The sequence below is a fragment of the Acinetobacter tandoii DSM 14970 = CIP 107469 genome (assembly GCF_000400735.1).
Classification (GTDB): Bacteria; Pseudomonadota; Gammaproteobacteria; order Pseudomonadales; family Moraxellaceae; genus Acinetobacter; species Acinetobacter tandoii.
This window is the reverse complement of the sequence record NZ_KE007362.1, coordinates 153,192-171,342: the sequence shown is the minus strand read 5'-3', so window position 1 is coordinate 171,342 and position 18,151 is coordinate 153,192. Positions and strand designations below refer to the sequence as shown.

Genomic DNA, 18,151 nt, shown 5'->3' with positions numbered 1-18,151 from the left:
TATTGAAGCGCAGAAAATTACCATTGGCGGCGACGTTTGGATTGCGCATAACTGGCAATTAAAAAACCCAAGAGTACGCCAACAGCAAGTGTGACCGCACCGTAAATAAACATTTGCGCACTACGTTCACTTTGTAGTACTTGAACTTGAACACCTAAACTATCATTTTTGAGTTGTAATTCTTGGTTTTGAGCCAATGCTTCTAAATTGGCTTTTTCCAATTGTTGCAGGCGTACGGATTGGTCTTTGACTAAAGCTTTGATTTTTAAATCTTGCAAGGCTTTATTTTTGGCAAGTTGTTCTGCTGTAAGGGGTTGAACCTCTTGCGGTTGTCCATTTGGATTCACAGTTGCTACTGCGGGAATCACGCGCGGTTTGTTCGCAGGAAGGGTTTGCGGTGGCGTTGTCGGTGCTGGTGCAGTAGGAGCAGCAGAGGCTACAGCAGGAGCTGGAGAAGTTGGTGCAGGTTCTACCGCCCAAGCTGTAGAACACAATAAAGAAAGACCTAGTAAACTAGGAACAACAGCGCGCATGAATTTTATCCTTTAGGAAACGCTTTGTTAAAAGGTTTAACCTCAATTTGAGCATAGACGCCTTCTTTTAAGAAAGGTTCGTCTTGTAGCCAAGTATCGAGTGCTTCACGACTGTCAAAATCGACAATAATGGTGCTGCCATAAAAACCTGCTTGTGGATTGCTCGGATCTTTAGGCATCGCACCTGCAACAATTAAGCGGCCTTCAGCATCTAATTGCTCTAAACGTGCGAGATGTTGAGGGCGTACTGCAAGGCGTTTTTCTACAGTACCGTCTTGATCGGTACAAGTCACAACAAATAATGGCATGATGATTCTCTGCGCGCGAAACGAATATTAATCTTCAGAAGATTTGAAGTGTTTACGTAATACAATAAACTGGATAATGATAAAGGAAAACATCACCAGCATGTCACCAAAAGCGGTAAATTCTCCCCAATATTTTCCGTTCATAAATAAGAAAGCAAAAAAGACATGTAAGCCAGACATGACGGCAAACATGCCTGCCCAAGCGTAATTGAGTCTTTTCCAGCCCAGTTCACCTAAATTGAAAATAGGGGCAAATAGGCGTTTGATGAGCGGACTACGGTCTTTACTAAAATACGGAGATAACAAGAAAGCACCAGCAAAGACCATATTTAGAATGGCTGCTTTTAGGCGGATATAGAAGTCATCACTGAGCATCAAGGTAATGCCACCAAAAATCACTGTCATAAACAAGACAATCCACTGTTGTTTGTCTAAACGGAATTTTTGCATGATAAACAATGCGCCATACACCACCAGCATGGAAAGAATTAAGCCCGTTGTTGCCACTAAAATATTATTATTGTCTATACCACCTGCGGAACCGATTAATTGGAGTAACGGATGCTGGGTATCTTTCGGATCTACCGTCTTATATAAATAAAAGAAAATAATGAGTGGCACAAAGTCTAAAAGTGCTTTCATGTTAGAGTATCTGAATCTGTTTAATAAAGTGGCTTAGTATAAGTGATGCTTGGCGTAGATTTACATACACATAGTAATATTTCTGATGGAACTTTGTCACCAGAACAACTGGTGCATGCCGCGCATGAAAAAGGCATCCACACGCTGGCATTGACCGATCACGATACGATGGATGGTCTAGCTTTGGCAGCACAAATTGCAAATGGCTATGACATGAAGTTAATCTCTGGCGTTGAAATTTCCAGTCAGTGGTCGCGTCCAGCCACCAAAAAAAGTTATAGCGTACATATTGTTGCACTGAACATGCAGCATCCTGAGCCCTTATTGGCGGTCTTGCAACAGCAAAAACAGATTCGAGCCGAGCGTGCAGAGCAGATTTGCCGTTTGCTTACACCGCTGATTGGTCAAGATATTTATGCCGATATACTCAGTAAAGTTGATGGTGAAGCAGATCGTATCACGCGTACACATATTGCCAAAACCTTGGTAGAAAAGGGAATCGTCAGTCGTGTACAACAAGCTTTTGATAAATATATTAAAGAAGGCAAGAAGGCTTATGTAAAGTTTGATGGATTGGGACTTGAAGAAACCATTCAAGCGATTCATGCCAGTGGTGGTTTTGCAGTTTTGGCACATCCAACCCGATATGATTTATCGGCAACCAATGTTCGTTATTTAATTGAATTGTTTGCGCAGTCTGGTGGGGATGCTGTGGAATTACCACCGCAAATTGATCCACCTGCGACGCGTCAAATGGTGGATCGTATGATTGCGGAACAGGGTTTAAAAGTATCGGTTGGCAGTGATTTTCATGGTGAAAATATGCCGTGGATTCAACTAGGACGTGTTCCTGTCATGAAAGCAGGGCAAGTGGGGATTTGGGAACAGTTTCAATAACCTCGGTATTTTAATAACCAAGGAAAAAATGCTGTCCTAGTTTTGACCATTATTGCCCCATTTTAAGTAAGGCTCTCTTTGACTAAGAAGGTCGTAGTAGCGTTTTACATGTGGACAGTCAGGTTTCTCAAATGGTGTTAGATACCAACGCTGTACAGAAAGCCCAATTGGAATATCTGCCAATGAAAACTGCTGACCCGCGACATACGCCTGAGTGTTTGCGAGTTGGTTTTCTAAAATCAGCATCATGCTATTCCACGCTTGAATACTTTTTTCAACTTCCTTCTGATCTTGATGTTCAGGAGAGTTCCGAATAATGTGCATCAGGGCATAGACCCAACTGTTATTAAGCTCAATCCCTTGCCAGTCAATCCATTGATCAATAAGTGCACGTGTTTTCGGCTCTGTCGGATAAAGTGCTGAGCCATCATAAGCATTGGCCAAATAACGAATAATCGAATTAGATTGCCATAGCGTCAGCTCCTCATCGATGAGTACAGGAATCGTGGCATTTGGATTTAAGTGTATAAATTCCTGTTCTTTCGGGGAACGAAAGCCACGGCCCCAATCTTCACGTTGGTAATGTAAATGTAGCTCATCACATAACCGGAGGACTTTTCTGACATTGATGGAATCTGTTCACCCTAAAATTTTAATCACAGCCTGACTCCTGTTTTTTGATTTTTAAATATTTGTTTAATTTCGTCTTTCTTGTTCTACAAAGAGGACAGTTGATTTTGAATGGTTGGTTTTATAAGAGATTGTTATCCTGTGCTTGGATTGGCGGTGGAGTTGGCTTACCTAAGGTGCCAAGTAATTCAATTTCAATGGTACGTACCATTGCATCTAGGGGTAAATCATTACTTTGTGTGCCAAACGGTTCTTCAATTTCTGAACTTAAGGCATCTAAGCCCAAAAAGGTATAGGCTAAGATACCGACCAGTAATGGCGTAGCCAGTCCTAAAGTTGCACCTAAACTAAACGGGAGCATGAAACAGAAAAAATACACGGTACGATTTAGCAATACAGAATAAGCAAAAGGTAATGGCGTTGTGGCAATTCGGTCACAGCCTGTTTGTACCAAGCTCATTTCCGCCACATGTTCATTCATTTGTGCATAAATAATGTCTGAGATTTCACCTTCTTTTAAGGCCTGCATCAGTTCCCATTGAATCAGACTGAGCGTGTACTGCGGAGCGTTGACCTGTTGATACAGTTGAGCCAACGCTTGCGGGCTTAAGCCTGTAGTTTCAGTCAGTTCGGTTGGGTTCTCAGTCTGATGGCGCAGTCGGTCACGCAATACGTTGGCAAAGACAATGACATGCTGAATGACTCGCTCGCGCCGTGCCTGTGTAAGAATACGACAGTTACGGTCAAAGTGGCGTGCATTGGCAATCAACATGCCCCAAAGTTTACGCGCTTCCCACCAGCGGTCATAACAAGCGGTATTTTTAAACCCAAGGAAAATAGACAGTACAACACCAATTAAGGTGAAGCCAACCAAGGGCAGTTCTGGAAAATGAAAATATCCCATGTGCGATACACCACCCACAATGGTGGAAATCAGCATAACCACGCCTAAAGGAGGTAAAACTTTTGGGAGGATTGTTCCGCGCCATGAAAATAATAGTTTAAAGACGTCGGGTTGTTCTCGCACGATCATGGGGTGGGATTCATCATTTATTTTTGCTTGATCTTCATCTGTCGTTTGGCTTTTGTCAATATTTGCTGAAAGGCTTTAAGTGGACTTGATTAAGCCCTGTTCAGCAAATGAAAAACTGCCTGTCGCAGCAATCACACAATGATCCAACAATTGTATTTCAAGCAGTTTACAGGCCTGTGTAATTTGTTGGGTTAAGGCAATATCCGCTGCTGAAGGCTGGGCATGTCCCAAAGGGTGATTATGTGCAATGACAATAGAGCTGGCTTGCTGTTGCAAGGCATAACGCAGTAATTGATTTAGAGAGACCGTGCAACTATTCAGTGAGCCAAAGAAGAGTTTTTTAAAATGTAGTTTGCGCAGTTGACTGTCTAGGCACAGAACGGCAAATACTTCCTGTGTTTCTCCCAAGAGTTCAAAGCGTAGGTAGTCAAGTAATTGTGAAGAGTTTTGAATTTCTAAACTGTGTTGTTGTAATTGTTGTGCCACATAACGCCGTCCCAATTCTTTGACTGCCATGAGTTGTGAATATTTACTGGCACCAATCCCATGAAATTGACTGAGTTGGGGAAGTTCAGCATTTAGAATTGGGGCTAACCCACCAAAATGCTGTATCAACAGTCGAGCTAATTCTACGGCTGAGTGTTGTTGAGAACCAGAACGTAGGAAAATGGCTAATAGTTCTGCATCTGAAAGGCTATTCGCCCCTTGTTGTAATAAGCGTTCACGAGGACGCTCCTGTTCAGGCCAATGTTTGATCGATAGATTCATTTTTGTTGAGCTTTTTCATGTTTATTATCAAGTTTTACCCCAGTCAATCACTTGGGTATGCGGATATTTAATGCTATTGTGAGCGCCACTGCAACAGAAAGGTATACTGTTTGTGAGCTTTGACTTAAGTGTAATTCCAAATAAAAACATCATTTTGGCTGTTACAGGCGGAATTGCAGCCTATAAAAGTGCCATCCTAGTTCGTCGACTTAAAGATCAGGGATTTAATGTTCGTGTCGTGATGACGCATGGTGCGCAGGCCTTTATTACACCACTGACGTTTCAAGCCTTGTCTGGCAATCCTGTACATACCGAATTACTCGATCCAGAAGCTGAAGCAGGCATGGGACATATTGAGTTAGCGCGTTGGGCAGATTTATTGTTGGTGGCACCAGCCAGTTGCGATACCTTGGCCAAGTTTGCCGCAGGTTTGGCAGATGATTTACTCAGTACTTTATATCTTGCGACTAAAGCGCCAGTTTGGGTTGCGCCTGCCATGAATCAGCAGATGTGGGCAGCCAAAGCCACGCAGCGTAATTTAAATACGTTGATTGAGGATGGCGTGCATGTGATTATGCCAGAAGCCGGTTCACAAGCATGTGGTGATGTGGGTTTAGGCCGTATGCCTGAGCCAGAAGATTTGGCTTATCAAGTCACGGAGTATTTCCATAAAGCACAACGTGCCATTGCCGAAAAATTTGGTCTATTGGCGAGTAAACATGTGGTGATTACCGCAGGTCCAACCCGTGAAGCAATAGACCCTGTGCGTTATATTTCTAATCACAGTACAGGCAAAATGGGTTTTGCGTTGGCAGCTGCCTGTTATGCGGCTGGGGCAAAAGTGACTTTAATTGCAGGTCCTGTCAGTTTAGATACTCCAAATGGGGTACGCCGTGTGAACGTGTCATCTGCGATTCAAATGTTGAATACCAGCATGCAAATGTTGGAAGAAGGCTGTGATATTTTCATAGCCACAGCAGCAGTCGCTGATTATCGTGTTGCTGAAGTCGCTGAACATAAAATTAAAAAATCGGGCGATGAGCTCAATGTCGCTTTAGTGAAAAACCCAGACATTGTGGCGACTATTGCACAGCAACAAAAGCGTCCGTTTATGGTCGGCTTTGCCGCAGAAACACGTAACGTGGAAGAATATGCAGCAGGCAAGCTGGTCGCTAAAAAGCTGGATATGATTGCCTGTAATGATGTGTCACGTGCTGATATCGGTTTTGCGTCGGATGAAAATGCCATGACCGTGTTTTTTGCCAATCAATATGACATGGACAAACGTGATTTAGAAAAAGCCTCAAAACAAGAGATCGCACAACAGTTGGTAGAAGCCATGCATGATGCATTACAGCATCATAAAGCCAAATAGATCTGTGAAATTTTTATCAAAATGCAACGAATCCGTTGCATTTTTTATGTATGCTACTTTAGTAGAATAAAGCAGCGTGTTTAAATAAACATTTTGTATATTTACCCCTGATAAATAAACCATAGCCACAGTTTTTGATAGGACATCATCATGATTAAAAAAACTTTAGCCACCGTTGTAATGTTGTCATCTTTGCTATTAAGCAATACCGTCATGGCAGCAGGTTTAGAAGATGATATGAAAACCCTTGGAAAAAATTATAAAGCCTTCAACCAAGCCTCAACCCCACAAGCTGCGACAGCTGCTTTAAACAATATGCGTGGTGCTGCTGTACATGCTAAGCAATATAAATTGACCGCACATACCGCTGAAAAAGTGCCAAGTTCAAGCGCTTTGTTCGACCAGATTATTGTCGAAATTGATAAATCAAAAGCACTCGCGCAAGCAGGAAAATTAGACGAAGCGAAAAAGCAAGGGAAAAAAATTGGCGAGTTACGTGATCAAGGACATAAGGCTTATATGCACCACTGATGTTGATTTAGAATCAGCATGTTTATTCGCTGTTAAAACTGTACCTTCATCGGTGCAGTTTTTTTATGTCTGATACATTAGGGTCGCAATTGGAATTGAGCATGATTCGGATTTTCAGCTACAGGAAGAATTGCTAAAGTGAAAAGGAAATCTGCAAGGATGAATGAATATGTCTTCACAACAGCATTATCAGCGGGTGGCTCAAGCGATTGAGTATATTCAGCAAAATTTTCAGCATCAACCGACGCTGGAGGATGTGGCAGCACATGTGCATTTAAGTCCTGCATATTTTCAACGGTTATTTAGCGAATGGGCAGGTACCAGTCCGAAGAAATTTTTGCAATATATCAGCGTGGAACATGCAAAATCGATTTTAACCACGACACCATCGCACTCACTTTTAGATGCGACCTATGACATAGGATTATCCAGTAGCAGTCGCTTACATGATTTATTTATTCAAATTGAAGGGATGACCCCCGCTGAATATAAACAAGGTGGGGCTGGATTAAAAATTTCTTATAGTTTTGCAGAAACATTATTCGGACGCGTTTTGGTGGCCTCCACACAAAAAGGAGTTTGTGCACTGGCTTTTGTGGAACAGAATGAGCAAGCCCTCAAAGAATTAAAAGCCAAGTTTCCTCATGCTGAATATATTGAGCAGACGGATGAAATGCAGCAGCGTGCAGTGGCTTTGTTGACAGCGCAGCCAAACTCGATACAGCATGTAAAACTGCATTTAAAAGGCTCCGCCTTTCAATTAAAGGTCTGGGAAAGTTTGCTCAAAATTCCTGCGGGACAATTGGCGAGTTACCGTGATGTGGCAGCAAAAATTGACCAACCCAAAGCAGCACGTGCGGTGGGGAGTGCCGTGGCACATAATCCTGTGGCTTTTCTAATTCCGTGTCATCGGGTCATTCAAGCATCAGGTGTGCTCGGCAATTATCATTGGGGAGCAACCCGCAAGATGGCGATGATTGGTTGGGAAAGTGCCCAAATTCATGCCCATTCAGAAGAGTTTTAAATGTCATTATTTCCAGTTGAATTTGATGCTAGCCAAAATTTACTACCCTATCAGGGTTGTGTACATTACTACGGTCAAATTATGAATACTGTTTTGGCAGACCAGTATTTACATCGACTATTAGAATGCATTGCTTGGCAAAATGATCTGGCGGTGATTTTTGGCAAGACCATTGTGACCAAACGCAAAGTCGCGTGGTATGCCGATCAGGCTTTTTCCTATACCTACTCCAAAACCACCAAACAAGCGTTGCCGTGGACGCCTGAGCTGTTGGCATTGAAAGCGTTGGTCGAAGCGAAAACGGGGGAGAAGTTTAATGCCTGTTTATTAAACTTATATCATTCAGGTGAAGAAGGGATGGCATGGCATAGCGATGCCGAACGGGAACTAAAACAGCATGCTGCAATTGCTTCTTTAAGTTTCGGTGCCGAGCGAAAGTTTGCTTTTAAGCATAAACATACTCAAGAAAAGGTCGAGTTGGTGCTGGCACATGGCAGTTTATTGGTCATGAAAGATGAAACCCAAAGTTATTGGTTGCATCGGTTACCTCCGACCAAGAAGGTGCTTGATGTAAGGGTAAATCTAACCTTCAGAATGATGAATGAAGCGCAATAAAAAAAGCTGAATAGAATATTCAGCCTTTCATAATGTCATGATTTTGCTATGCAAAGTCTGGAATTATGCTTGACCTTCAGCCATAGCTGCTTGAGCACGTTGCATATTTGCTTCGAATTCAGCATCAAAGTTGATTGGTGTTAATAGCAATTGAGGGAAGCTACCTTTGGTAACCATATCGTTCACCGCTTCACGTAAGAATGGGAACAAAATGTTCGGGCAATATGCACCTAAAATGTAAGGTAGACGCTCTTCTTCAACTGCATCAATCAGGAAGATCCCTGCTTGAGTAACATCAACGATAAATGCAGTATCGCCCGCATTATTTGCTTGAACAACAACTTTTAAAGACACTTCGAAATGGGTCGGATCAATCTTTTCTGCAGAAGAAGAAAGGTTGATATTGAGTTCAGGCTGCCATTCTTTAGTGAAAACTTGTGCACCAGGAACTTCAAAAGAAATGTCTTTAGTATAAATACGTTCGAGTGCCAATTGTGGTTGAACTTGTTGTTCTTCGCTCATTCTTAAATCCTTAATATAAATTTGAACTATGCTTTATGGTTAAGCCAATAATCCGTCAAGTTTCCCATCACGCTCTAAAGCATAAAGCTGGTCAAACCCACCAATAAATTGGTCACCAATAAAAATTTGTGGAACAGTACGGTGATTCGTGCGTTGCATGAGTTCTACACGTACTTCAGGCGCTTCATTAGATAAATTAATTTCTTTATATTCAACGCCTTTACGCTCAAGAAGTTGTTTCGCACGAACGCAGTAAGGACATACAGTTGTAGAATAAATCGTTACTTCAGCCATTAGAGTCTCCTTAAGCAATTATTTTGCTTTTACCAAAGGTAAGCCTTGCGCTTTCCAGTTGCTAATGCCGCCATCTAAACGATAGCTATCAGCATGACCGACTTGTTGCAAAGCGGTACCTGCGACTTGACCAAGGTTGCAAATAAACACCAATGGACGTTCCGCAGCTTTTAACTCTTCAACATGGCTTGCAATTTGGCTGTAGGGAATGTTACGGCTGCCACTGATATGACCTTCACGGAAGTCTTTTGCATCACGTAAATCAATCAACATGGCATTTTTTGCTTTCACTAAAATACCTAAAGATTGTGGAGAGATTTTGCGACCGTTGCGCTGACCTTCTAAAACGAAGAACAACACCACTAATGCCCCAAGTGTTCCAAATAAGAAGGGGTGATTCCCCATAAATTCCAACCAACGTTCCACAAATCACCTAATTACAATTCAAAATTGTCTAGAGTATAGCTCATAAATATGGTGATCAAAATCACCGCTTCAAGGGGAGGACAGACAGAAAGTCTAATTTTTTTGCTGAGCTTCAGCAATTTCATCCATTAAACGTAAAAAACTGTCTAAACGACGGGGTAAAATTTCACCGTTACTTGCAGCTAAACGCAACGCACACTGTTTTTCATGTTTATGGGTACAGTTACGGAACTGACAATAACCCAACTGATTTTGAATTTCAGGGAAGCCTTGTTGCACTTTTTCTGTGGTGAGATGCCATAAGCCAAATTCACGAATTCCAGGTGAATCGATCAGCGATGCATTTTGACCAAAAGGAATCAGACGAGTAGATGTCGTGGTATGCTGACCTAAAGCCGAGTTTTCAGAAATAATGTTGGTCTTCTGTGCTGCATCAGGAACAATAGCATTAATCAAGGAGCTTTTTCCTACCCCAGACTGTCCTACAAATGCCACCGTTTCACCTTCAAGCCGTTGGGCCAATGCACTCAGATCACCTATCGATTGACATTGCATCACTTCATAACCCAAATTCTCATATTCTTTGAGCATGTCTAGAATAGGGTCATTTTCTTTGAGTAAGTCGGTTTTATTCAATACCAGTAGGGCAGGAATATCGGCATCGGCACAAGCCACCAAATAACGGTCAATTAATGTGGGTGCAGGTTCTGGTAAAGGTGAAAACACAATCACAATTAAACTGATATTGGCCGCCACTGGTTTCACTTTATGGTAGCGGTCAGGACGAGTCAGTAATGATCGACGTGGATGAATAGCCGTAATAATCCCAAGTCCCGTATTCGGGTCAGCTTGCCATTTAACCCGATCACCCGTCACCAGCAACTCAAGATTGGTACGGGTATGGCAACGCCAAATACTGTCCAATTCAATCGGTTTCCAAAACGGTTCAGGCTCACCATCTAGCACATTTGGTTTTTCAGGATGCGTGTCTGGCACCGACAAGGCTTGTACCTCAAGCTGACGTCCGTAGTGTTGAACCACCAACCCTTCTAGATCATTTGAGGTGTCAATTTCTTCTTGACGTGTTTTCTGCTGTTTCTGAATACGACGCTGCTGCTGTTCAGTTAAGCGACGTTTACGAATTAAAGCCATTCATATCCTAAAAAACCATGAATTCAAGATGGCAAAAATAGCATGAAGCGGGGGATGAATTACAGCATTCAGGGTATTAATTTGCTACTATAAATGTTTTTACAGCCAATAAGATTGCACATTTATGAGCAGCACGCCTGATACTCGCCTCATTTGGATTGACCTTGAAATGACAGGTCTAGATACCGATAATGACCAAATTATTGAAGTTGCAACGATTGTGACAGATGACCATTTAAATATTTTGGCAGAAGGTCCAGTGTTGGCTGTACATCAGTCGGATTTAATCCTGAATGCTATGGATGAGTGGAATACCCGTCAACATGGCCAATCTGGTCTAATTGAACGCGTGCGTCGTAGTAAATTAACGGCACAAGATGCTGAGCAACAAACCATTGAATTCTTAAAAAAATGGGTTAACCCAAAGAGTTCACCGATGTGCGGAAACTCAATTTGTCAGGACCGCCGTTTCTTGCATCGTTTAATGCCTGAATTGGAACAGTATTTCCATTATCGTAACTTGGATGTATCTTCAGTGAAAGAATTAGCGAAACGCTGGCGTCCAGAAATTATGAGTGGGTTGAAGAAAAATGCCTCGCATTTGGCCATGGATGATATTCGTGATTCGATTGCAGAATTGAAATATTACCGTGAATACTTCTTTATTATGAATAAAGACTAAATCAATATTGGCTGAAAATGGGGTGTTAAACCCCATTTTTATTTTAGTCTGTCATATTTTTAGGTTATATTTTCTACATCAAGCTAGAGGGTGTACGGCTTTAAGTTGATCTAAAGTTAAGTACAATTTTTTGTTTTTATTCATTTTAAATTATAAAAAGAGTTTAAATATGCAAAGTAATAATCCAATACTTAATCGCGTAGAAGTTTACGCAGATTACAGTCAACCAATGACCGTTCAAGGCACGATTCAAAAGTCCGTATTGTTGACTTTAATTGCCGCAGTACTTGGTTTAGGCATTTTCTTTTACAGTTTTATGACCTTAAATATTTCTATTGCCTATAGCGCTGCAATTGTGGGGGCTATTGGTGGATTTATTTTGGCGCTCATTACGACTTTTAAACCAGATACCGCGAAAATTCTCGCCATTCCTTATGCATTTTTTGAAGGTGCCTTTTTAGGTGGCGTCTCGGTTATTTTCCAATTGAAATTTCCTGGTGTACCGTTACAGGCATTATTAGCAACCTTTGTGACAACTTTGGTGATGTTTACCTTATATCGTTTGCAGATTGTACGCGCTACAGAAAAATTTAAATCGGTTGTTCTTTCTGCCAGCATTGCCATTGCCATCGTGTTTGTGGTGCAACTGATCATGCGTTTAGCGTTTGGTTCAAGTGTGCCGTATATTTTTGAAAGTAACTGGCTAGGTATTGGTTTCGCTGCTTTTGTTGCCGTGATTGCATCTTTAAACCTAATTCTGGATTTTGATCTGATTGAAAGTAGTGCAGCCCAACATGCACCAAAGTCAATGGAATGGTTATCTGCAATTGCCCTATTGGCCACTTTGGTGTGGATGTATTACTCATTCATGCGTTTATTGAGCCTGATTCAAGGCGATGACTGATTGATTTTTTTAAACAGATTTGCAGTTCAATTCATATTCACCCTGCTTTGGCAGGGTGAATTGTTATGAATCTGTGATTTACTGAAAAAAGGCGCATTTTGCAATTTTGTTCTGATGCCAGACTTGGCATTATTCATCCTAAATTATTTTAAGTGAGATTCACATGTCACAAGGACTACTAGCGGGAAAACGCTTTCTGATTGCGGGTATTGCAAGTAAGTTGTCGATTGCATTTGGTATTGCTCAAGCATTGCATCGTGAAGGTGCAGAATTGGCATTTACCTATCCAAATGAGAAACTCAAAAAACGTGTTGATGAATTTGCAGCGCAATTTGGCTCAACATTGGTGTTTCCTTGTGATGTTGCTGTGGATGCAGAAATTGACCAAGCATTCGTTGAATTAGCAAAACACTGGGATGGTCTAGATGGTGTAGTTCACTCTATCGGTTTTGCGCCAGCGCATACTTTAGATGGTGACTTTACTGATGTTACAGATCGTGAAGGTTTCCGTGTTGCGCATGACATTAGTGCGTATAGCTTTATTGCAATGGCGCGTGCAGCAAAACCATTGTTATTGGCTCGTCAAGGTTGTTTATTGACTTTGACTTACCAAGGTTCTGAGCGTGTTATGCCGAACTACAACGTGATGGGGATGGCAAAAGCATCTTTAGAAGCGGGCGTACGCTACTTGGCGTCTAGCTTGGGTGCTGAAGGTATTCGCGTTAACGCAATTTCAGCGGGTCCAATCCGTACTTTAGCGGCTTCAGGCATTAAATCATTCCGTAAGATGTTAGACGCGAATGAAAAAATTTCACCACTCAAACGCAATGTGACCATTGAAGATGTTGGTAATGCTGCATTGTTCCTTTGCTCACCTTGGGCAAATGGTATTACGGGTGAAATCATGTACGTTGATGCTGGTTTCAATACTGTCGGTATGAGCCCAGATATGATGGGTGATGACTGATTGCTTCGGCGATAAAAAAACGGCACTTGAAGTGCCGTTTTTTTACGTCTTTAAATTTCATTTATTTAGGTAATTGTTGAATAGGACTCCCACCTAAAGCCTGCATCAGCGTGACATAAGCGTTGTATTGACTTTGTTTGGTATTAACCAACGTCAAACGCGCGCTACGCGTAGTTTCTTGTTGATCCAGCAAATTCTTTAAGGCGACTGCACCATAACGATAACGCACATCGGTTAAGCGTTCGGCTTTTTCAGCCAGTTCTAGATTACGCTGTTGTAGCTTGACTTGCTGATCTAATTCACTACGTGCAGACAAGGCATTTTCAACATCGCCAAAGGCTTGATATAAGCTCTGACGATATTGCACGATGGCTTTTTCATAGTCTAATTGGCTAATCGCAATATCTTTTTTCATATCGTTATATTGCAAAAATGGCAGGCTTAAACTGGCACCCAAGGTCAGGGCAGGATTACGGAGTAGTTGAGTCAAAGAGGTACTGCTTGAGCCAAGATTTCCCGTTAAACTAATAGAAGGATAATAGCTTGCTGTGGTGGCATCCTTGGTTGCCAGACTCTCACGTAAACGCAGCTCAGCCGCTTTTAAATCTGGACGACGTGACAAAATATCGGCAGGTAAGCCTGCTGCAATAGTTGGCAAAGCCAGTTGTGGCAAACGTTGTGGTTCTTGAATATTCAATTGTTGGATAGGCATATGCAGCAGTACCGCAAGCGCAGTACGAGTTTCGACTAAGCTTTGCTGAATTTGACTGAGACTGGCTTTCTGACTTTGTACTGATTGTTCAGCTTGGGTCAATTCCAAGCCAGAAACAGAACCCGCTTGATATTGTACTTTGACTAAATCATACAGCTTTTGCGACGTCGCAAGACTTTGCTGTGCGGTGCTGAGACTTTCATGATAATAAGCCAATTGCCAATACAGTTTGGCTGTGGTGCCAATCAGGCTTTGTGCTGTGGCTTGCAAATCCTGTTCAGTTGCCAGAGCTTCCCATTTTTTAGCTTCGGTTTGACGTGCCAATTTGCCAAATAAATCTAATTCATAACTCAACCCTGCACCTAACGATAATCCTTTGGAGCTGTCATCGCCTGAATTTAAGTCGAATTGATGTCCAGTAGATACCGTAGAATTTACGCGAGGTTTTTGCTGATTCGCGCTTAAGTCTGCTTGTAAGCGTGCTTGTTTTAAGGTGATACCCGCAACAGCCAAGTCGGTATTTTTTGCTAACACCTCATCAATTAATTGATTCAGTTGTGCATCACCAAATAAGGTCCACCATTGATCAGCATAGATGGCTTGCTGTCGTTGTTGTGTAGTTGCATGACCATATTGGAACTGAGCAGGTGTTTGTACACTGGGTGCTTGATAAGGTGTTTTAACCACAGCCGCACAGCCCACTAAAGTACTACCAAGTAGCATTGCCGTACACAGACGTGTAAATGAAAACTGCATAATTTGTCCTTATTCTCTAGCAAGCGCTGCAACAGGGTCGAGTTTGGCGGCATTTTTTGCAGGTAAGAAACCAAACACCACACCAATTAACGTCGAGCACACAAATGCGGCAATAATCGAGGTGGTGGAATAGGCAACCCCAAAATTACCACCTGCAAATTTTTGAATGATTTGTCCTAGACCAAGAGACAGCAACACGCCCAAAACTCCGCCAATCAGGCAGACCAAAATGGCTTCAATCAAGAATTGTTGCAAAATATCACTTTGCCGAGCACCCACCGCCATGCGTACGCCAATTTCTTGCGTCCGTTCGGTGACCGAAACCAACATGATATTCATCACCCCAATTCCGCCAACAACCAAGGAAATCACGGCAATTGCAGAGACCAACAAGGTCATGGTACTGGTGGTCTTTTCAATGGTTTGACGAATACTGTCACTGTTCATGGTAAAGATATCTTGTTGACCATGGCGCAAGGTCAATAAGTTCACAATTGCATTTTCAGCCGCACTGGTGGAGTATTGATCATTGATTTGCACAATGATATTACGCACATTTGTCTGACCTAGCATACGGCTCATGACAGTGGTGTAAGGCATATATACGTTTAGGGTGTCATCGGAACCCATTGCACTGGTTTGGGGCTCTACGACACCAATAATCCGTCCAGGTACACTGCCGAGTAAAATGACTTGTCCTATCGGACTAGTACCATCACTAAAAAATTGCTTTTGGGTATTGGTGTCAATGACGACATCTTGAGTACGATCACGGATACTACGTTGATCAAAGGTTTGTCCATTTTTGAAAGTAAGGCCTTTAACAGTGAAATAATCACCCCCGACACCGTTAATGGTGGCATTGGCTTCATTTTGTTGGTAGCGAATGGTTTTCGATGAACTCACCATTGGACTGACGGCACTGACATACGGTTGGGTGGCAAGCGCTTCCGCATCAGCAGGAACCAGTGTTTTAAAGTTGGCCGTTTTGGAGTTGTCACCGAAGCCACGCCCTTGGAAGACGGTAATGGTGTTTGTTCCTAAGCTGCTAATATTACTCAGGATCTGCTTTTGAGAGCCATTGCCTAATGCGACTACAGTCACAACCGAGGCAATCCCGATAATAATCCCGAGCATAGTCAAAAAGGTTCGCATACGATGCGCATTCATGGACAAAATGGCCATACGGAATGCTTCACCTAGGCGATCAAATAGGGAGCGCCATGCAGAAACACTTTTATTTTTTTCTTGATGTGCCGAAATGGCAGTTTCTGCATCAGGGTCAGTATGTAGCTCAGAATCATGTTCTGGCTGATTGACACGATCTGCAATAATTTGTCCATCACTGATTTCAATAATGCGGCTGGCATTTTTAGCCACCTGCATGTCATGTGTCACCAGAATAATGGTATGTCCAGCAGCATTTAATTCACGCAAAATTCGCATGACTTCAACACCACTGTGTGAGTCCAAAGCACCTGTCGGTTCGTCGGCAAGAATGACATCACCACCATTCATCAGCGCGCGTGCAATAGACACCCGCTGTTGCTGTCCGCCCGAAAGTTGACTTGGTCGGTTCTGGGTTTTATTGCCCAGTCCGAGTTCCGTGAGTAAGGCCGTTGCTCGTTGCTTGCGCGCATAGGGTGTAGTGCCTGCATAAATGGCAGGAACTTCAACATTCCCTTCAGCCGTTAAATCACCCAATAAATGGTAACGCTGGAAAATGAATCCGAAATACTCTCGACGTAATTCAGCCAGTTGATCGGGTTCGAGTTGTCCAGTTTCTCTGCCTTTGACTAAATAGCTGCCTGAGGTAGGACGATCTAGACAACCGAGAATATTCATCAAGGTAGATTTACCCGAACCAGATTGACCAACAATCGCAACCAGTTCGCCTTCGTAAATGGTCAGATCAATCCCTTTGAGAATTTGAACAGTACTTTCACCAGCAGGAAACTCTCGCACCAAATTGCTGACTTCAAGCAAGGCTTTTTTTGTCATGCTTACATTCCCATTGGTGGACCATTACGACGTTTATTGCTGCTGTTGGCTGTGGCTGCTGAGGTATCTGAACTGTCTGCAATCACGACTTGATCACCTTCTTTTAATCCCGCCAAAACTTGTGCATTCACACGGTTATTAATCCCAATCAGTACTTGTTTAGGTTGGGCTGAACCATCTGCCTGTAATACGCGGACCACACTTAAGCTTGCTTTACCTTCTTTAATTAGTTGTTGTTGGGCAGCAGTTAAATTGAGGCGTTCAAGTCGAGGACTTTGTGGACGATCAGTCTTTGAGCTACTTTGAGCACTCGATACCGCTTGTGCTTTTGTAGCGCTATTTTGCTTACTATTTACAGGGCGATTGGAGATTGCTGAAGAAGGAAGTAGCAGTGCATTCTGTGCAGAATCGAGCACTATATAGACTTGTGCCGTCATATCGATACGTAGTTTGCCATCATTATTGGGTACATCAAATAAAGCGTTGTAATAGATTGCGGTACTTGATGAACTTGAAGTGCTGGTACTGCTCTCGCTACTAATTGAATCGGGTGCAGGTTCAATCTGACGTAGGGTGGCATAACGTTTGCTGTCATCACCCAAAGTCGTGAAATAGACTTGTTGTCCTTTTTCGACTTTCATAATGTCCGCTTCACTGACCTGCGCTTTAATGGTCATATTTTGTAATTTTGCAATTTTGACAATGGTTGGTGCACTTTGATTTGCATTCACCGTTTGACCTTCTTCAGTCACAATCGCAACCACCGTTCCGTCAGTCGGCGCCACAATACGGGTATAACCGATATTGGTCTGTGCCGTAGACTTGGTGACTTTTGCAGATTCAATTTGTGCATTAATGGCTTTAATTTGCGCTTGTGCAGTTTTAAAGCTCGCTTCCGCAGATTCGAGTTCCGCTTTAGACGTTGCATCCTGTGCAAACATTTGTTGTTGACGTTTATAAGCTAGTTGCGCCTCATTGAGATTGGCTTCTTGTTGCAAGCGTTGAGCTTCTAAATTTTTGATGTTGGCTTCGGCTGTTTTAAAGCTATTTTCTTGTGTGGTGGAATCAATTTGCGCAATCAACTGCCCTTGTTTGACTTCATCACCTAGCTGTACATACATTTTTTGTACTTGACCTGACACCTGTGCACCGACACTCACCAATTTGGTGGCATCTAAAGTGCCTGTTGCCAATACCGTATTTTCAAGATCACCGCGTGTCACGCTTTCGGTAATATATTGCGGTTGTTCTTGTTTCGGTTTGAAATAACTCCAAGCCAAATACGCGAGTAAAGCGATACAGAGCAGGGCGATAATAATTCTAAAAAATTTTATTTTTGGCATAGGAGTGACGGAGTAAAAAATAATCATGCATAGTAT

The 18,151-nt window shown here is 42.5% G+C and carries 21 protein-coding genes; 8 read left to right on the top strand and 13 right to left on the bottom strand.

Features of this window, described 5'->3' with window-relative positions; genetic code table 11:
- Positions 1-17: 17 nt before the first annotated feature.
- The 3 genes from I593_RS03800 to I593_RS03790 are packed head-to-tail and all read right to left on the bottom strand — an operon-like array spanning position 18 to position 1,483.
- Complete coding sequence (locus I593_RS03800) at positions 18-533, bottom strand: SH3 domain-containing protein (protein ID WP_016166246.1); 516 nt, start codon at positions 531-533, stop codon at positions 18-20.
- A gap of 5 nt (positions 534-538) precedes the next feature.
- Complete coding sequence (locus tag I593_RS03795) at positions 539-841, bottom strand: YciI family protein (RefSeq protein WP_016166245.1); 303 nt, start codon at positions 839-841, stop codon at positions 539-541.
- Positions 842-868: 27 nt separating this feature from the next.
- Positions 869-1,483 carry a septation protein IspZ gene (locus I593_RS03790; protein WP_016166244.1) on the bottom strand — a complete coding sequence of 205 codons (615 nt, stop codon included), beginning with the start codon at positions 1,481-1,483 and terminating at the stop codon, positions 869-871.
- 45 nt (positions 1,484-1,528) lie between these two features.
- On the opposite strand from I593_RS03790, the gene I593_RS03785 reads away from it, so the two are divergent.
- Positions 1,529-2,380 (top strand): PHP domain-containing protein, encoded by an 852-nt coding sequence (locus I593_RS03785; RefSeq protein WP_016166243.1) that lies wholly within the window; start codon positions 1,529-1,531, stop codon positions 2,378-2,380.
- 36 nt (positions 2,381-2,416) lie between these two features.
- Here the strand turns inward: I593_RS03785 and I593_RS03780 are convergent, their stop codons facing one another.
- The 3 genes from I593_RS03780 to radC all read right to left on the bottom strand — a co-directional run bounded on the left by I593_RS03780 (position 2,417) and on the right by radC (position 4,811).
- Positions 2,417-3,010, bottom strand: a complete 594-nt coding sequence (locus I593_RS03780; RefSeq protein ID WP_228130562.1) for a glutathione binding-like protein — start codon at positions 3,008-3,010, stop codon at positions 2,417-2,419.
- Between the two features lie 121 nt (positions 3,011-3,131).
- A complete protein-coding gene (locus I593_RS03775; RefSeq protein WP_016166241.1) occupies positions 3,132-4,043 on the bottom strand; it encodes a bestrophin family protein in 912 nt (303 codons plus the stop codon).
- Positions 4,044-4,118: 75 nt separating this feature from the next.
- Complete coding sequence (radC, locus tag I593_RS03770) at positions 4,119-4,811, bottom strand: RadC family protein (protein WP_016166240.1); 693 nt, start codon at positions 4,809-4,811, stop codon at positions 4,119-4,121.
- A gap of 112 nt (positions 4,812-4,923) precedes the next feature.
- On the opposite strand from radC, the gene coaBC reads away from it, so the two are divergent.
- The 4 genes from coaBC (at position 4,924) to I593_RS03750 (ending at position 8,356) form a co-directional block, all read left to right on the top strand.
- Positions 4,924-6,186, top strand: coding sequence for a bifunctional phosphopantothenoylcysteine decarboxylase/phosphopantothenate--cysteine ligase CoaBC (gene coaBC / locus I593_RS03765; RefSeq protein ID WP_016166239.1), 1,263 nt, complete (start codon positions 4,924-4,926; stop codon positions 6,184-6,186).
- Between the two features lie 150 nt (positions 6,187-6,336).
- The gene (locus I593_RS03760) at positions 6,337-6,717 is read left to right on the top strand and encodes a cytochrome b562 (protein ID WP_016166238.1); all 381 of its coding nucleotides are present in this window, start codon (positions 6,337-6,339) and stop codon (positions 6,715-6,717) included.
- Positions 6,718-6,886: 169 nt separating this feature from the next.
- Positions 6,887-7,741, top strand: coding sequence for a bifunctional transcriptional activator/DNA repair enzyme AdaA (locus I593_RS03755; protein WP_016166237.1), 855 nt, complete (start codon positions 6,887-6,889; stop codon positions 7,739-7,741).
- On the top strand, positions 7,742-8,356 hold the full coding sequence (locus tag I593_RS03750) for an alpha-ketoglutarate-dependent dioxygenase AlkB family protein (RefSeq protein WP_016166236.1): 615 nt from the start codon (positions 7,742-7,744) through the stop codon (positions 8,354-8,356).
- Between the two features lie 63 nt (positions 8,357-8,419).
- Here I593_RS03750 and secB read toward each other — a convergent pair whose 3' ends face one another.
- The 4 genes from secB to rsgA form a co-directional block, all read right to left on the bottom strand.
- Positions 8,420-8,878 (bottom strand): protein-export chaperone SecB, encoded by a 459-nt coding sequence (secB, locus tag I593_RS03745; RefSeq protein ID WP_016166235.1) that lies wholly within the window; start codon positions 8,876-8,878, stop codon positions 8,420-8,422.
- Between the two features lie 39 nt (positions 8,879-8,917).
- Entirely contained in the window at positions 8,918-9,172 is a 255-nt protein-coding gene (gene grxC, locus I593_RS03740) for a glutaredoxin 3 (protein WP_016166234.1), read from the bottom strand.
- Between the two features lie 18 nt (positions 9,173-9,190).
- The gene (locus I593_RS03735; RefSeq protein ID WP_016166233.1) at positions 9,191-9,598 is read right to left on the bottom strand and encodes a rhodanese-like domain-containing protein; all 408 of its coding nucleotides are present in this window, start codon (positions 9,596-9,598) and stop codon (positions 9,191-9,193) included.
- A gap of 93 nt (positions 9,599-9,691) precedes the next feature.
- Complete coding sequence (gene rsgA, locus I593_RS03730; RefSeq protein WP_016166232.1) at positions 9,692-10,750, bottom strand: ribosome small subunit-dependent GTPase A; 1,059 nt, start codon at positions 10,748-10,750, stop codon at positions 9,692-9,694.
- Between the two features lie 124 nt (positions 10,751-10,874).
- On the opposite strand from rsgA, the gene orn reads away from it, so the two are divergent.
- The 3 genes from orn to I593_RS03715 all read left to right on the top strand — a co-directional run bounded on the left by orn (position 10,875) and on the right by I593_RS03715 (position 13,303).
- On the top strand, positions 10,875-11,432 hold the full coding sequence (gene orn / locus I593_RS03725; RefSeq protein WP_016166231.1) for an oligoribonuclease: 558 nt from the start codon (positions 10,875-10,877) through the stop codon (positions 11,430-11,432).
- A gap of 169 nt (positions 11,433-11,601) precedes the next feature.
- On the top strand, positions 11,602-12,336 hold the full coding sequence (locus tag I593_RS03720) for a Bax inhibitor-1/YccA family protein (protein ID WP_016166230.1): 735 nt from the start codon (positions 11,602-11,604) through the stop codon (positions 12,334-12,336).
- A 163-nt stretch (positions 12,337-12,499) separates the two neighbouring features.
- Complete coding sequence (locus I593_RS03715) at positions 12,500-13,303, top strand: enoyl-ACP reductase FabI (protein ID WP_016166229.1); 804 nt, start codon at positions 12,500-12,502, stop codon at positions 13,301-13,303.
- 61 nt (positions 13,304-13,364) lie between these two features.
- Here the strand turns inward: I593_RS03715 and I593_RS03710 are convergent, their stop codons facing one another.
- Genes I593_RS03710 through I593_RS03700 form a run of 3 tightly spaced genes read right to left on the bottom strand, consistent with a single transcriptional unit; the run spans position 13,365 to position 18,115 of the window.
- Positions 13,365-14,771, bottom strand: coding sequence for an efflux transporter outer membrane subunit (locus I593_RS03710; protein WP_016166228.1), 1,407 nt, complete (start codon positions 14,769-14,771; stop codon positions 13,365-13,367).
- Positions 14,772-14,780: 9 nt separating this feature from the next.
- On the bottom strand, positions 14,781-16,772 hold the full coding sequence (locus tag I593_RS03705; RefSeq protein ID WP_016166227.1) for a MacB family efflux pump subunit: 1,992 nt from the start codon (positions 16,770-16,772) through the stop codon (positions 14,781-14,783).
- A 2-nt stretch (positions 16,773-16,774) separates the two neighbouring features.
- Positions 16,775-18,115 (bottom strand): MacA family efflux pump subunit, encoded by a 1,341-nt coding sequence (locus I593_RS03700; RefSeq protein WP_026441013.1) that lies wholly within the window; start codon positions 18,113-18,115, stop codon positions 16,775-16,777.
- Positions 18,116-18,151: the final 36 nt, after the last annotated feature.

Excerpts from the sequence above, each read along its gene's own strand:
- I593_RS03800 (WP_016166246.1), bottom strand. The coding sequence starts at position 533 with ATGCGCGCTGTTGTTCCTAGTTTACTAGGTCTTTCTTTATTGTGTTCT.
- I593_RS03795 (WP_016166245.1), bottom strand. The coding sequence starts at position 841 with ATGCCATTATTTGTTGTGACTTGTACCGATCAAGACGGTACTGTAGAA.
- I593_RS03790 (WP_016166244.1), bottom strand. The coding sequence starts at position 1,483 with ATGAAAGCACTTTTAGACTTTGTGCCACTCATTATTTTCTTTTATTTA.
- I593_RS03785 (WP_016166243.1), top strand. The coding sequence starts at position 1,529 with ATGCTTGGCGTAGATTTACATACACATAGTAATATTTCTGATGGAACT.
- I593_RS03775 (WP_016166241.1), bottom strand. The coding sequence starts at position 4,043 with ATGATCGTGCGAGAACAACCCGACGTCTTTAAACTATTATTTTCATGG.
- radC (WP_016166240.1), bottom strand. The coding sequence starts at position 4,811 with ATGAATCTATCGATCAAACATTGGCCTGAACAGGAGCGTCCTCGTGAA.
- I593_RS03760 (WP_016166238.1), top strand. The coding sequence starts at position 6,337 with ATGATTAAAAAAACTTTAGCCACCGTTGTAATGTTGTCATCTTTGCTA.
- I593_RS03755 (WP_016166237.1), top strand. The coding sequence starts at position 6,887 with ATGTCTTCACAACAGCATTATCAGCGGGTGGCTCAAGCGATTGAGTAT.
- I593_RS03750 (WP_016166236.1), top strand. The coding sequence starts at position 7,742 with ATGTCATTATTTCCAGTTGAATTTGATGCTAGCCAAAATTTACTACCC.
- secB (WP_016166235.1), bottom strand. The coding sequence starts at position 8,878 with ATGAGCGAAGAACAACAAGTTCAACCACAATTGGCACTCGAACGTATT.
- grxC (WP_016166234.1), bottom strand. The coding sequence starts at position 9,172 with ATGGCTGAAGTAACGATTTATTCTACAACTGTATGTCCTTACTGCGTT.
- rsgA (WP_016166232.1), bottom strand. The coding sequence starts at position 10,750 with ATGGCTTTAATTCGTAAACGTCGCTTAACTGAACAGCAGCAGCGTCGT.
- orn (WP_016166231.1), top strand. The coding sequence starts at position 10,875 with ATGAGCAGCACGCCTGATACTCGCCTCATTTGGATTGACCTTGAAATG.
- I593_RS03720 (WP_016166230.1), top strand. The coding sequence starts at position 11,602 with ATGCAAAGTAATAATCCAATACTTAATCGCGTAGAAGTTTACGCAGAT.
- I593_RS03715 (WP_016166229.1), top strand. The coding sequence starts at position 12,500 with ATGTCACAAGGACTACTAGCGGGAAAACGCTTTCTGATTGCGGGTATT.
- I593_RS03710 (WP_016166228.1), bottom strand. The coding sequence starts at position 14,771 with ATGCAGTTTTCATTTACACGTCTGTGTACGGCAATGCTACTTGGTAGT.
- I593_RS03705 (WP_016166227.1), bottom strand. The coding sequence starts at position 16,772 with ATGACAAAAAAAGCCTTGCTTGAAGTCAGCAATTTGGTGCGAGAGTTT.
- I593_RS03700 (WP_026441013.1), bottom strand. The coding sequence starts at position 18,115 with ATGCCAAAAATAAAATTTTTTAGAATTATTATCGCCCTGCTCTGTATC.